This is a genomic window from Thermodesulfobacteriota bacterium, from assembly GCA_040756475.1.
Classification (GTDB): domain Bacteria; phylum Desulfobacterota; class Deferrisomatia; order Deferrisomatales; family JACRMM01; genus JBFLZB01.
The window spans coordinates 1-12,109 of the sequence record JBFLZB010000006.1; the positions used below are offsets into that span (position 1 = coordinate 1).

11 protein-coding genes and 1 tRNA gene are annotated in these 12,109 nt (G+C 72.3%); all 12 read right to left on the minus strand.

Features of this window, described 5'->3' with window-relative positions:
• Positions 1-40: 40 nt before the first annotated feature.
• Positions 41-125, minus strand: a tRNA-Leu gene (locus AB1578_01655).
• 11 nt (positions 126-136) lie between these two features.
• The gene (gene secG, locus AB1578_01660; protein ID MEW6486605.1) at positions 137-481 is read right to left on the minus strand and encodes a preprotein translocase subunit SecG; all 345 of its coding nucleotides are present in this window, start codon (positions 479-481) and stop codon (positions 137-139) included.
• Between the two features lie 32 nt (positions 482-513).
• Entirely contained in the window at positions 514-1,269 is a 756-nt protein-coding gene (gene tpiA / locus AB1578_01665; protein MEW6486606.1) for a triose-phosphate isomerase, read from the minus strand.
• 4 nt (positions 1,270-1,273) lie between these two features.
• On the minus strand, positions 1,274-2,461 hold the full coding sequence (locus AB1578_01670; protein ID MEW6486607.1) for a phosphoglycerate kinase: 1,188 nt from the start codon (positions 2,459-2,461) through the stop codon (positions 1,274-1,276).
• Between the two features lie 81 nt (positions 2,462-2,542).
• Positions 2,543-3,544: a type I glyceraldehyde-3-phosphate dehydrogenase gene (locus AB1578_01675; protein MEW6486608.1), complete on the minus strand. Its 1,002-nt coding sequence runs from the start codon at positions 3,542-3,544 to the stop codon at positions 2,543-2,545.
• A 78-nt stretch (positions 3,545-3,622) separates the two neighbouring features.
• The gene (locus AB1578_01680) at positions 3,623-4,102 is read right to left on the minus strand and encodes an RrF2 family transcriptional regulator (GenBank protein ID MEW6486609.1); all 480 of its coding nucleotides are present in this window, start codon (positions 4,100-4,102) and stop codon (positions 3,623-3,625) included.
• A gap of 136 nt (positions 4,103-4,238) precedes the next feature.
• The gene (aspS, locus tag AB1578_01685) at positions 4,239-6,035 is read right to left on the minus strand and encodes an aspartate--tRNA ligase (GenBank protein ID MEW6486610.1); all 1,797 of its coding nucleotides are present in this window, start codon (positions 6,033-6,035) and stop codon (positions 4,239-4,241) included.
• A 109-nt stretch (positions 6,036-6,144) separates the two neighbouring features.
• Positions 6,145-6,537 (minus strand): cytochrome c3 family protein, encoded by a 393-nt coding sequence (locus AB1578_01690; GenBank protein ID MEW6486611.1) that lies wholly within the window; start codon positions 6,535-6,537, stop codon positions 6,145-6,147.
• Entirely contained in the window at positions 6,534-7,805 is a 1,272-nt protein-coding gene (gene hisS, locus AB1578_01695) for a histidine--tRNA ligase (protein ID MEW6486612.1), read from the minus strand. Before hisS ends, AB1578_01690 begins: the two co-directional genes overlap by 4 nt.
• A 20-nt stretch (positions 7,806-7,825) precedes the next feature.
• The gene (locus AB1578_01700) at positions 7,826-9,214 is read right to left on the minus strand and encodes a diguanylate cyclase (protein ID MEW6486613.1); all 1,389 of its coding nucleotides are present in this window, start codon (positions 9,212-9,214) and stop codon (positions 7,826-7,828) included.
• A 55-nt stretch (positions 9,215-9,269) separates the two neighbouring features.
• Positions 9,270-11,690, minus strand: coding sequence for a ComEC/Rec2 family competence protein (locus AB1578_01705; GenBank protein ID MEW6486614.1), 2,421 nt, complete (start codon positions 11,688-11,690; stop codon positions 9,270-9,272).
• 17 nt (positions 11,691-11,707) lie between these two features.
• Entirely contained in the window at positions 11,708-12,106 is a 399-nt protein-coding gene (locus tag AB1578_01710; protein ID MEW6486615.1) for a MerR family transcriptional regulator, read from the minus strand.
• Positions 12,107-12,109 lie beyond the last annotated feature (3 nt).

Sequence of the window (12,109 nt, forward strand, 5' to 3'; positions counted from 1 at the left end):
CCGACGAGAGCCGGCTTTCGCCGGCTCTCGTCGTTTCATCTGGTGCCCAGGGCCGGATTCGAACCGGCACGGGTGTCCCCACTACCCCCTCAAGATAGCGTGTCTACCATTTCCACCACCTGGGCAGGATCGACTCTCACTCGGGCTGCGGCTGAGCGGGCGGGTCGCTCGGGGGGAGGCTCGGCAAGGTCGCCGGAGCCGTCTCGGCGGGCGCGGACGCCGCGGGCCGGTCGGGCATTACGGTCGACTTATACCTGGTGGTCGCGCGATACGTCAAGCCCAAGGACGTGAGCATGAAAACGGCGGCGGCCGCAGCCGTGAGCTTCCCGAGAAACGTCGTGGCACCCGAGCTGCCGAAGAGCGTCTGGCTCGAGCCGCCGAAGGCGGCGCCCATGTCTGCCCCCTTGCCCTGCTGGAGCAGCACGATGCCGATCAGGGCGAGGCATACGAGGACGTGGAGGATGACGAGCAGTACGTACATGGCGCGGGCTCCCTTGCTGTCGAAGCGTGCCCTTATACACGAAATCGCGCAATGGATGCAAACGTTTCGGCGTCCAGGCTGGCTCCCCCCACCAGGGCGCCGTCCACATCGGGCTGGGCCATGAGCTCTCCCGCGTTGTCGGGCTTGACGCTGCCGCCGTAGAGGAGGCGGGTTTCTCCGGCCTCCCCCGCGCCCCGCAGGGCGGCCAGGAGGGACCGGATCCGGCCGTGCATCTCCTGGGCCTGGGCCGCGGTCGCCGTGCGGCCGGTGCCGATGGCCCATACCGGCTCGTAGGCGATCACCAGCGCGCGGCCGGTGCCGGCGCCCAGGGGCCGGAGGGCGGCGGTGAGCTGGCGCTCGACCACCGCGGCGGCGGCTCCCGCGTCCCGCTCCTCCAGGGTTTCTCCCACGCAGAGGATGGGGGTCAGGCCTGCTTCCAGGGTTGCCGCGGCCTTGCGGCCCACGGCCTCGTCGGTCTCTCCGAAGAGCTGGCGGCGCTCCGAGTGGCCCAGGATCACGTAGCGCACGCCCAGGTCCCGCAGCATGGGGAGCGAGATCTCCCCGGTAAACGCTCCCTGGGGTTCCCAGTGGGCGTTCTGGGCGGCCAGGCGTACGCTGCTCCCGGCCAGGGCCTGCCCCACCGCGTGGAGGGCCGTAAAGGGTGGAGCCACGGCGGCCTCCACCCCGGAGAGGTCCCGCACCCGGGCCGCCACCCCTTGAGCGAGGGAGACGGCCTCGGCCGCGGTCTTGTGCATCTTCCAGTTGCCGGCGATGAGCGGGATGCGCATGGGACTACTCCTCCAGGGCCGCGACGCCCGGGAGGGTCTGGCCCTCCAGGAGCTCCAGGGACGCGCCTCCCCCAGTGGAGATGTGGCCGATCCGGTCGGCGACCCCCGAGCGCTGCACGGCGGAGACGCTGTCGCCGCCGCCCACCACCGTGAACCCGGGGCAGGAGGCGAGCGCCCGGGCCACCGCAAAGGTGCCCTCGGCGAAGGCCGGCAGCTCGAAGACCCCCATGGGCCCGTTCCACACCACCGTGCGGGCGTCGGCCAGGGCGCGGGCAAAGGCCTCGCGGGTGGAAGGACCGATGTCCAGGGCCTTCCAGCCCTCCGGCACCTCGGGGCCCGCGGTGGTGCGGGTCTCGGTACCCTCGGCGAGCTCCCGGCCGAGCACGTGGTCCCGGGGCAGGAGGAGCTCCTTGCCGAGCGCGCGGGCCTCCCCCAGGAGCGCACGGGCCAGGTCTACCTTGTCCGCCTCCACGAGGGAGTCCCCGGTGGGAATCCCCTGGGCCGCGAGGAAGGTGTAGGCCATGCCCCCGCCCACCACCAGGCGGTCCACCTTGTTCAGGAGGTTTCTCACGACGCCGATCTTGTCGCTCACCTTGGCGCCGCCCAGCACCGCCACGAAGGGCCGCTCCGGGGCGTCGAGCACCCGGCGGAAGGCCTCCACCTCGGCCAGCAGGAGCAAGCCCGCCGCTTTGCGGCCGGGGCCGAAGTGCGCCGCCATGCCGGCGGTGGAGGCGTGGGCGCGGTGGCAGCTGCCGAAGGCGTCGTTCACGTAGAGGTCGGCCAGGGAGGCGAGCTGGCGGGAAAGCCCCGGGTCGTTCTTGGTCTCCCCCGGGAGGAAGCGCACGTTCTCGAGCGCGAGCACCTGACCGGGGGCGAGCTTCGAGGCCAGCGCCTCCACCGCGGGGCCGGCCACGTCCGGAGCCAGGGTCACGGGGGTGCCCAGGAGCTCCCCCAGGCGTTGGGCCACGGGGCCCAGGCTGTAGGCCGGGTCGGGGCCTGCCTTGGGGCGGCCCAGGTGGCTGGCGAGCACCAGGGAGCCTCCGGCGGCCAGGACGGCGCGCAGGGTGGGCAGGGCCGCCCGGATCCGGGTGTCGTCCTGGATGAGGCCGTCGCGCAGGGGGACGTTGAAGTCCACCCGCACGAAGGTGCGTCGGCCGGCAAGGGGGAGCTGCTGGACGGATCGGATGGCCATGGGTCTCCTCCCGGGAACGAAGACGAAGCCAGGCGCTGCGGCAACAGGGCTGCGGAGCCGGCGCACGCGACGAGCGGCAGCTTACCCCCGGCCCACGTGCTCGGCCAGTTCCACCAGGCGGTTGGCGTAGCCCCACTCGTTGTCGAACCAGAGGAGGACCTTCACCAGGTCGGGCCCGGCCCGGGAGGTCTGGGTGCCGTCCACCACCGCCGAGAGGGGGCAGCCCACGTAGTCGGCCGAGACCAGGGGCTCTTCGGAGTACCCGAGCACGCCCCGCAGGTCACCCTCGGACGCCTCTCGAAGCGCCCCGTTGACCTCGGCTGCACCGGCCGGGCGAGACAGGGACGCCGTCAGGTCCAGGAGGCACACGTCGGGGGTCGGAACCCGGATGGAGGTCCCCTCGAGGCGGCCTGCGAACCCCGGCAGCACGTGGGCGATGGCCCGAGGCACGCCGGTGACCGTGGGGATGAGGGACAGGGCCGCCGCCCGCCCCCGCCGGGGATCGGCATGGGCCCGGTCCAGCAGGCTCTGCTCGCTCGTGTACGGGTGGATGGTGGTCACGAAGCCGTGGGAGACGCCAAACGCAGCATCCAGCACCCGAAGCACGGGCGCCAGGGCGTTGCCGGTGCAGGAGCCGTTGCTCACGACCCGGTGGCGGACCGGGTCGTAGTGGTGCTCGTTGACCCCCCGCACCAGGGTGACGTCGGCGTCGTCGCAGGACGCGGAAACCACGACCCGGCCCGCCCCGGCGTCCAGGTGGAGGCTCGCCCCCTCCCGGGAGGTGTGGGCGCCCGTGCACTCCAGGACCACGTCGACCCCGAGCTTCGACCAGGGCAGGCGCGCGGGGTCGGGCTCGCACAGGGACGGGATCTCCCGGCCCCCCACGGCCAGGGCGCCCTCCCGGGACACCACCGGCACATCCCAGCGTCCGAGCACCGAGTCGTACCGCAGCAGATACGCCAGGGCGGGCGCCGGCGCCAGGTCGTTGACGGCCGCGACCCGAACGCCTGGCGTGCCGGAGGCGATCCGCAGGGCGCTTCGGCCGATGCGGCCGAGTCCGTTGATGGCGAGGCGTACGGGCATGGGGGCTCCCAGCGGGAGGAAGGCAAACGAAGGCGCCCCGGCAAGCCGGGGCGCAAGGCGCGACAGAAGGCGGCCCGATCAGATGTAGTACATGAAGCGGGCGTCGAGCTGCCGGTCGATGCCCAGTTCCTCCGCCTTCTTGCACAGATCCTGGATCGTGGTCGCCCGGAAGATGTCGGCGATCTTCTCCCCGAGCTCCTTCCACAGGGGGCTGGCCACACACTGCTCCTTCATGTCGCACATGCTGGCGTCGCAGCTGCCGCCCTCCTCGTCCTCGCCCACGCAGAAGACGAGCTCGATGGGGCCCTCGGTGCAGCTGATGATCTCGTAGATCGTGATGTCCTTGGGGTCTCGCAGGAGGAAGTACCCCCCCTTGGGTCCCCGTTTGCTCCCTAGGATTCCGGCCTTCTTGAGCTTCTGGAAGATCTGCTCCAGGTAGCGCGGGCTGATGCGCTGCCGGTCGGAGATGTCCTTGATCTGGGCGGGAAGTCCACCCGTGTGGTAGGCGATGTCGAAGATCGCCCGCACGCCATACCGGCTCTTCGTGGTGAGTTTCATGGCACTCCCCTGAAGGGGTTTTCGATGAGCGGGGAGGACGATAGCATTCCTGCCTAATCCCGTCAAGAAAGCGGGCTCTGGAAAATCCCTTCCCAGAGATCCAAGGTGCCGGGGATACCCGGGCTAGGGGCGCCGGCTACTTTCCTTCCGGCGCGCGCACCCGCAGGTGCAGGTCCCGCAGCTGTGCGAGGTCTACGGGGGCGGGGGCCTCGGTGAGCAGGCACGCGCCCTTCTGGGTCTTGGGGAAGGCGATGACGTCGCGGATGCTCGGCGCCCCGCACAGGAACATGAGGAGGCGGTCCAGGCCGAAGGCGATGCCCCCGTGGGGCGGTGCGCCGTAGGCCAGGGCGTCGAGGAGGAACCCGAACTTCGCCCGGGCTTCCTCGGGGCCGATGGCCAGCGCCCGAAAGACCTTCTCCTGCACGTCTTCCGCATGGATGCGGATGGAGCCGCCCCCCACCTCGGTGCCGTTGAGGACCAGGTCGTAGGCCTGGGCCTTCACGGCCAGGGGCTCGGCGTCGAGCTTTGCCTCGTCCTCGGGCCGGGGGCTCGTGAAGGGGTGGTGCAGGGCCACGTGGCGCTTTGCCTCCGCGTCCCATTCCAGGAGCGGAAAGTCGGTGACCCAACAAAACGCCCACTGCCCCTCGGGGATCAGCCCCAGCCGGGCGGCCAGGTGGGTGCGCAGGCGCGCCAGGGAGAGGTTCACCACCCGGGGCTCGTCGGCGACGAAGAAGAGGATGTCGCCCGGGGCGGGCTCCAGCGCCTGCCGGATGCCGGCGCGGGCGTCTTCGCCCAGGAACTTGGCGATGGGCGACTGCCACTCCCCGTCGGGCTGGATGCGGATCCACGCCAAGCCCCGGGCTCCGAAGGGGGCCACGAAGGCGGTGAGGTCGTCGATCTCCTTGCGGGAGAACCTCTCCCCCGCGCCCTTGGCGTTGAGCCCCTTCACGAGCCCTCCGCTGGCGACGGCCCGGGAGAAGACCTGGAACCCCGAAGCCCCGGCCGGGCCGCTCACGTCGGCGAGCTCCAGGCCGAACCGGATGTCGGGGGCGTCGGTGCCGTAGCGGCCCACGGCGTCGTCATAGGGCAGGCGCGGGAAGGGCAGCGCCGGCTCCACCCCCAGGACCTCCTTCCAGATGGCGGACACCATCTGCTCCATCAGGCCCATCAGGTCGTCGGGGGTGACGAAGCTCATCTCCACGTCGATCTGGGTGAACTCGGGCTGGCGGTCGGCCCGCAGATCCTCGTCCCGGAAGCACTTGACCACCTGGTAGTAGCGGTCGAGCCCCGAGACCATGAGGAGCTGCTTGAAGAGCTGGGGCGACTGGGGAAGGGCGTAGAACTGACCCGGCGACAGGCGGCTCGGCACCAGGAAGTCGCGGGCGCCCTCCGGCGTGCTCCGGGTGAGCATGGGGGTCTCCACGTCCACGAACCCGTGGTCGTCGAGGAACCGCCGGGCAGCCATCACCGCCCGGTGGCGCAGGCGCAGGTTGCGCTGGAGCGCGGGACGGCGAAGATCCAGGAAGCGGTACTTGAGACGCAGGTCCTCTCCCGCGTCGGTCGCGTCCTCCACGGGGAAGACCGGGGGCTTGGAGCGGTTCAGGATGCGCAGCTCCCGGGCCTGCACCTCGATGGCGCCGGTGGGGAGCGCCGGGTTCTCGGTGCCCTCGGGCCGGGGCGCCACCCGGCCCCGCACGGCCACCACGTACTCGCCGCGCAGGTCGTGGGCCAGGGCGTGGGCCTCGGGGCACAGCTCCGGGTAGAAGACCACCTGGGTGAGGCCGTCGCGGTCCCGCAGGTCGAGGAAGATGAGCCCGCCGTGGTCCCTTCGCCGGTGGACCCAGCCCATGAGGGTCACGTCCCGGTCCCGGTGCTCGGACCGCAGCTCTCCCAGGGTGTGCGTGCGCTTCCAGTCGCCGAGGGTCTGGATCACGGGAGTTCCTCCGAGAAGGGACGGGTAGGGGGTCGAGGGGGAAGCGGGAGAAGCGGCGGTTGCCCGGTCTGTGGGGCGGCCCGCGGTACCCGCGAGCCGGCGGGAGCCGTCATTTGCCCGAGGCCCGCATGAGAATGGCGCTCTGGTCCGAGCCGTGGGGCGCGTGGCACGACAGGCAGTTGACCCGGGTGCGGGTGTGCTGGGTGCCGGTGCCGCGCTCGTGGCACAGCAGGCACAGGCGGTCTTCCTTGGTCTTGAACGCGAACTTCCCGCCCTTCGAGGCGGTGCACGGCGGCCCGGCCGGGGTGTGGCAGGAGACGCAGCCTTCGGTTCCCGCCTCCTCCGCGGCGACGGGGCCGTGAAGGAACTTCATCGAGACGATGGGCCGGTGGCAGCCGCCGGCGATGCAGGTGCCGGCGGCTGCCGTCGCGGGGCCCAGCGCCGGCGCGGCCAGGGTGATCGAGAGCAGCGCCGCAGCAAGCTTTCCTCCCATGGGTCTCATGCCTCCGTCGTCTGGGGAGCCGGGGAGGGCAGCCGAAGGGCCGCCTGGGCCCGGGGCAGGGTCTCCTGGGTCCCGGCAAACAAGTCCTTCACGGTCACGGTCCCTCCCGAGACCTCGTCTTCGGCCAGGATGAGCGCGAATCGCGCGCCGCACCGGTCGGCGGAGCGCATCTGCGCCTTGAAGCTGCGCGCCTCGAAGTCCACTTCGGCCCGGAGGCCGGCGCCGGAGAGCTCCCGGCGCAGGAGCAGGGCGGCCTCCAGGGCGCCTTCGCCCCGATGCACCAGGTAGGCGTCGGGCTTGAGCCGGGGGGCGGCCCCCGTGCCCAGGAGCAGCGCCAGGCGCTCCACGCCCAGGGCGAACCCCAGGGCCGGTATCGGCGGGCCGCCCAGGGTCTGGACGAGGCCGTCGTAGCGGCCTCCCGCGGCCACCGCGTTCTGGGCGCCCAGGTCGCCCGAGAGGAGCTCGAAGGTGGTGCGGTTGTAGTAGTCGAGCCCGCGCACCATGCGCGGGTTGGTGGCAAAGGGCACCCTCTGGGCCGTCAGGAGGGTGCGAACCTGCCCGAAGTGCCCGGCGCACTCCCCGCACAGGTGCTCGGCCAGGGACGGCACGTCCGCGGTCGCCTCCCGGCAGTGAGCGCTCTTGCAGTCGAGCACCCGCAAGGCGTTGGTGTCGAGCCTGCGGCGGCAATTCTCGCACAGGGCGTCGCGGCGGGGCGCCAGGTGCTCCCGAAGCCGCTGCACGTACGCGCGGCGGTCGTCGGGGCAGCCCAGGGAGTTGAGCTCCAGCCGGACCCGGTCCGAGAGCCCCAGGGCGGCAAACAGGTCCCAGAGCAGGCACAGCACGTCGGCGTCGGCCCCCGGCTCGGCCCAGCCGAAGCACTCGGCGCCGATCTGGTGGAATTGCCGCAGGCGGCCCTTCTGGGGGCGCTCCCGCCGGAACATGGGCCCGAGGTAGTACAGGCGGGCCTTGGTTTCGCTGTGGTGGAGGCCGTTCTCGAGATAGGCGCGCACGGCCGACGCGGTGGCTTCGGGGCGCAGGGTCACTGAGGTGCCGCCCGTGTCGGTGAAGGTGTACATCTCCTTCTCGACGATGTCGGTGGCCTCCCCGATGGAGCGGCAAAAGAGCGCCGTCTCCTCCAGGAGAGGGAGCCGGATCTCCTCGAAGCCATACCGGCCGAAGACCCGGCGCGCGGCGCCCTCGATCTTCTGCCACAGGGGCGTCTCGTCCGGGAGCAGGTCCCGGAATCCCTTGAGCCTCTGGATGTTCATGCCGCAATCCCCACAGGCTCTCAGTGGGACCGGGCCGCGTACACGGTGTCCCGGGCGGCTTCCTTGCCCCGGTACATGGCGCGGTCGGCCTGGTCGATGAGCTCTTCGCGCGTCCGGGCGTCGTCCGGGTAGGTGGCGATGCCGATGGACGCGGTCAGCCGGATCGTGCCCCCCTCCCGGCCCAGGAAGCGGTGTTCCTTGATGGCGCACCGGATGCGTTCGGCCACCTCCCGGGCCGCCCCCGGACCGGTGCGGGGCAGCACCACGGTGAACTCGTCGCCGCCGTAGCGAATCACCACGTCCTCGTCGCGCACGTTGTTGCGCAGGATCCGGCTGACCTCGATGAGCACCTGGCCCCCGCACAAGTGCCCATAGGCGTCGTTGACTTCCTTGAAGTAGTCCAGGTCCAGGAAGAGCAGGCTGAACGGCGTCGACGCCCGGTCCGCCTCGGCAATGCTGCGGTCGAGAGCCGTGTCGAGGTACCTGCCGTTGTACAGATCGGTGAGGGAGTCCACGAAGGCCAGCTTGCGGGCCGCCTGGAGCCCCAGGGACCCGCTGTAGGTGATCTCCACCTGGGCAGCCAGGAAACGGGCGCTGTCTTCGTCCTCGCCCAGAAACCCCTTGTCGGGGGTGTCGTGGAAGAGCAGGTAGACGGTGTCCACCCCGCTTCCGTGCCGCAGGGGAACGAGGAGGGCCTCCCGGAGGGTGGGGCCCCCGGCCCCTTCCAGGATGCGGCTCAGACGACTCTTCCCGATCACCTGCACCCGCTGCGCCCCCCGCAGATAGCTCAGCCCCCGGGTCACGAACGCCTCGCGGACCGCCTCGGCTTCGGCTCGCTCGAGACCCCGGCAGTGCCGCAAGGCCATGAAGTGGAGGTCGGAGCCGCTGTGGAGGCACACCCCCGCTCCCGAACGGGTGGCGTGGCAGACGGCGTCGAGACCGAGTGCCAGGACGCGCACCGGGTCCTCCACTGAGGCAAACGAGCGGGAGAGCTCGTAGAGGCCGAGCTGCTGCTTGAGGCGCTCGTTTTCCTGGTACAGGCGCCGTTGGGCCAGGGTCGACTCCACCACGACCGCCAGCTCCTCGGCGGCAAAGGGCTTGCGCAGGTAGTCCCGGGCGCCGCGCTTCAGCGCCTGGACCGCCGTGTCGATGGAGGCGTACCCGGTCATGATCACGACGTCGACTCCGGGGTGGCTCGCCTTCACGGATTCCAGCAGCTCGAGCCCCGTCATCTCGGGCATGTAGATGTCGGCCAGGACGAGCGCCGGTTCTTCCCGCCCGAGAAGCTCCAGGGCCTCGCGCCCCGAGCTCGCCACCCAAACGACATACCCCTCCCGCCGCAGCACCTCGGCGCAGAAGGTGCGGAAGAAGACGTCGTCGTCGACGACCAGGATGGGTGGTTTGACCATGGACCGCGGCCGGGTGGGGGTTGAGCCGCGAAGCTAACAGATGGCCCCAGTGGTGTCAATCGCCGCACCGGACCGCCAGGCCGCGGGTTCCCAGGCGGGCGTGGAGGAAGCCGTCGCGGTGGGTGAGGCAGGCGCGGACCCCTGCCGCGTCCAGGGCGTCGAGGAACACCTGGGCGGGAAGCCCCGGCCGGCCGCTGGCGGAGACGAAGACGGCCGTGGGCCGGACAGCTTCGAGGAAGGGCAGGTGGAGGGCATTGGCGGCGCCGTGGTGGGGGGCCACGAGGAGGTCGCACGGGGCGGCGAAGCCCGTCTCCACAGACCGCTCCTGCCCCCGTGCCTCCAGGTCCCCGGGGAGCAGGGCGCACGCGTCCCTTACGGTGACCCGCACGGCCAGGGAACGGTCGTTCTCCCGCCGCTCGGAAAACCACCGGGCGTCGATTCGAGCCGCCCCGAGGGACGTGGCGTGGCCCTCCGGTCCGATCCAGCGCACCCGGGCGCCGGCTGCCGCGGCTTCCGCCAGGAGGCGTTCGTAGCGGCCGTCCCCCTCGAAGCTCCCCGGAAGCCAGACCTCCCGCGGCCGCCCCCAGCGCACCAGGGCAGGAAGGCCCTCCAGGTGGTCGGGGTGGGGGTGGCTCGAGACCGCGAGGGCGAGCCGACGGCACCCCAGGGCCTGGAGGGCCGGAGCGATGATGGACGCCCCGGGGTCGAAGGCACGGCCCGGAAATCCGGCGCCGTCCACGACCAGCCAGAGGTCCCCGGGCAGGCGAAGCCCCACGGCCTGACCCTGGCCCACGTCGAAGACCCAGAGGTGGGCGTCCCGGGCCAGGAGCGCCTGCGCCCGGCGCACCCCTTCCGGCAGGGCGAGCGACACCGTTCCCACGGCGAGAAGGACCGCCACGGCCCGGCGGGGGCGCGGCGTCGAGAGCACCAGCCCCAGTGCCCCCAGGAGACAGAAGGCGCCCGCAACCCCGAACACCGAGTCGAGTCCGGGCACCGTCAGGTGCGGCGCCAGGGGCGCCAGGGCCTCCTGGAGGGAGAGCAGCGGGCGCAGGGCGGCCCCCGCGGGCTTCCACGCCAGGGCCCCGGCCCCCGGCCACAGGGCTTCGGCCGCGGCGCCGGCCAGCGCCAGGGGCAGGCACACGAAGCCCACCAGGGGTACGGCGACCGGGTTCACGGCGAGCCCCAGGGCGCTTGCCCCCCCGAAGTGGTAGGCCGAGACCGGTGCGGTGGCCAGCGCCGCGGCGACGCAGGTGCAGACGAGGGACCGGAAGCCGCCTCCCGCTCGCGCCAGCAACTGCGCTGCCCGACCCGGGGGCGCCAGGCGGTCCAGGGGGGAAGGCGAGCGGGAAAACTGGCGCTCCAGGCGGGGTCCGAGCCAGAAGAGGCCTGCCAGGGCCGCGAGGGAGAGGTGAAGCCCCGGGTCTCCCAGGACCCGAGGGTCGCCCAGGCCCAGGAGCAGGGCCGTGGACGCCAGGAGCGCCGGGACCGCCGTGGGCCGGGAGAGCCCGGTGCCCACCACCAGGAGCGCCACCATGGCCAGGGCCCGCAGCGTGCTGACCTGGAAGCCCGAGAGGGCGGCGTAGGCGCCGAGCACGGGCAGGGTGAGGATGCGGGCCAGGGGCGGCACCGGGTGGGCCAGGGGCAGCCGGGGAATCCGCACCAAGGGGGCAGAAAAGACCGGGGCCAGGAAGAGGGCGAGAAGCCCCAGGTGCAGGCCCGAGATGGCCACCAGGTGGGACGTGCCCGAGCGTCGGAACGCCTCGGTGGTTTCGGGGGACAGGCTTCCCCGCTCCCCCAGGGCCAGGGCCCGCAGCACCCCGCCCTCGGGGCCCGGTACGGTCCTGGCCAGGGCGGCGCTCAGGCGCTGGCGCAGCCGCACCGACCAGGGGGCGCCCGCACCCGGTTCGGCGAAGCCTACGGCCCCGGGCCACACAGCGGAGGCCCGAGCCGCCACCCCCCGGCGCTCCAGATAGGCGGCGTAGCTGCCCGCCCCGGGGTTTCGGAACCCCTGCACCGGGCGCAGGCGAGCCCGAAAGAACACGGCGTCGCCCTTGGCCGGAGGCGGCGCAGGGTCGCCCAGCACCTGGAGGAGCACCCGGCCCCGCTCGCCCTTCGTTCGGGCGCCGCCGGGGGCTTCCGGGGCCACCTCGACCAAGAGGCGCGGGCCGTCGGTTCCCGGCCGGGGGTCGTCGGCCACGAACCCGCGAAAGCGCATCTCCTCGGCCAGGGGCAGGGCGGGGATCGGGGCCGCGGCGCCCCGAGCGCCGGCCAGGGCCAGGGCCCCCAGGGCAAGGGCTGCGGCGGTGCGGGGCAGGGCGCCGCGAAGGGCCAGGGTTCCGAAAGCGGCGCCGGCCAGCGCCAGGACCATGCCCCAGGCGGGGTGCCGGGGAGCCAGGGTACCCCCGACCAGGCAGAGGAGGGCGAAACAGGGGAGCCATCGGTGGCCCCCTCCCTGGGGCACGGCGCGGCCGTGCACGGGCGCCCCGGGCTGGCTCAGTCCTCCCAGGGCTTGGGCGGGCGGAAGAGGTGCTTGGGAACCACCGCCTTTTCTTCCCGGCGCAGGTACTGCTCCAATTCCTGCTTGAGGTCGGTCTGGACGAAGCGCATCAAGTCCTCCAGGTGGGTCTGGAGGTCGATGATCTTTCGCCGCATCTCCAGGATGACCTGGATCCCGGGCAGGTTGACCCCCAGGTCGTCCCGCAGGCGCTGGATGCGGCGGATGGTTTCCACGACCTCCTCGGGGTAGAGGGGGCCGTCGTCCTCCGGCCCGCGGGCCTCGGGGGAAGCCGGGGACACGAGCCCCACCTCCTCGTAGACCCGCAGCGTCCGGCGGGTGAGGCCCGTGATCTCGAGCACCTCGTGTACGCGGAAGAGCTTGACGGCGGGTCGCATGGG

What these genes read in the sequence shown, in the direction of transcription:
- AB1578_01680 (MEW6486609.1), bottom strand. Translation starts at nt 4,102, where the DNA reads ATGAAACTCACCACGAAGAGCCGGTATGGCGTGCGGGCGATCTTCGAC.
- AB1578_01710 (MEW6486615.1), bottom strand. Translation starts at nt 12,106, where the DNA reads ATGCGACCCGCCGTCAAGCTCTTCCGCGTACACGAGGTGCTCGAGATC.
- AB1578_01675 (MEW6486608.1), bottom strand. Translation starts at nt 3,544, where the DNA reads ATGCCCGTACGCCTCGCCATCAACGGACTCGGCCGCATCGGCCGAAGC.
- hisS (MEW6486612.1), bottom strand. Translation starts at nt 7,805, where the DNA reads ATGAACATCCAGAGGCTCAAGGGATTCCGGGACCTGCTCCCGGACGAG.
- AB1578_01670 (MEW6486607.1), bottom strand. Translation starts at nt 2,461, where the DNA reads ATGGCCATCCGATCCGTCCAGCAGCTCCCCCTTGCCGGCCGACGCACC.
- AB1578_01690 (MEW6486611.1), bottom strand. Translation starts at nt 6,537, where the DNA reads ATGAGACCCATGGGAGGAAAGCTTGCTGCGGCGCTGCTCTCGATCACC.
- secG (MEW6486605.1), bottom strand. Translation starts at nt 481, where the DNA reads ATGTACGTACTGCTCGTCATCCTCCACGTCCTCGTATGCCTCGCCCTG.
- tpiA (MEW6486606.1), bottom strand. Translation starts at nt 1,269, where the DNA reads ATGCGCATCCCGCTCATCGCCGGCAACTGGAAGATGCACAAGACCGCG.
- AB1578_01700 (MEW6486613.1), bottom strand. Translation starts at nt 9,214, where the DNA reads ATGGTCAAACCACCCATCCTGGTCGTCGACGACGACGTCTTCTTCCGC.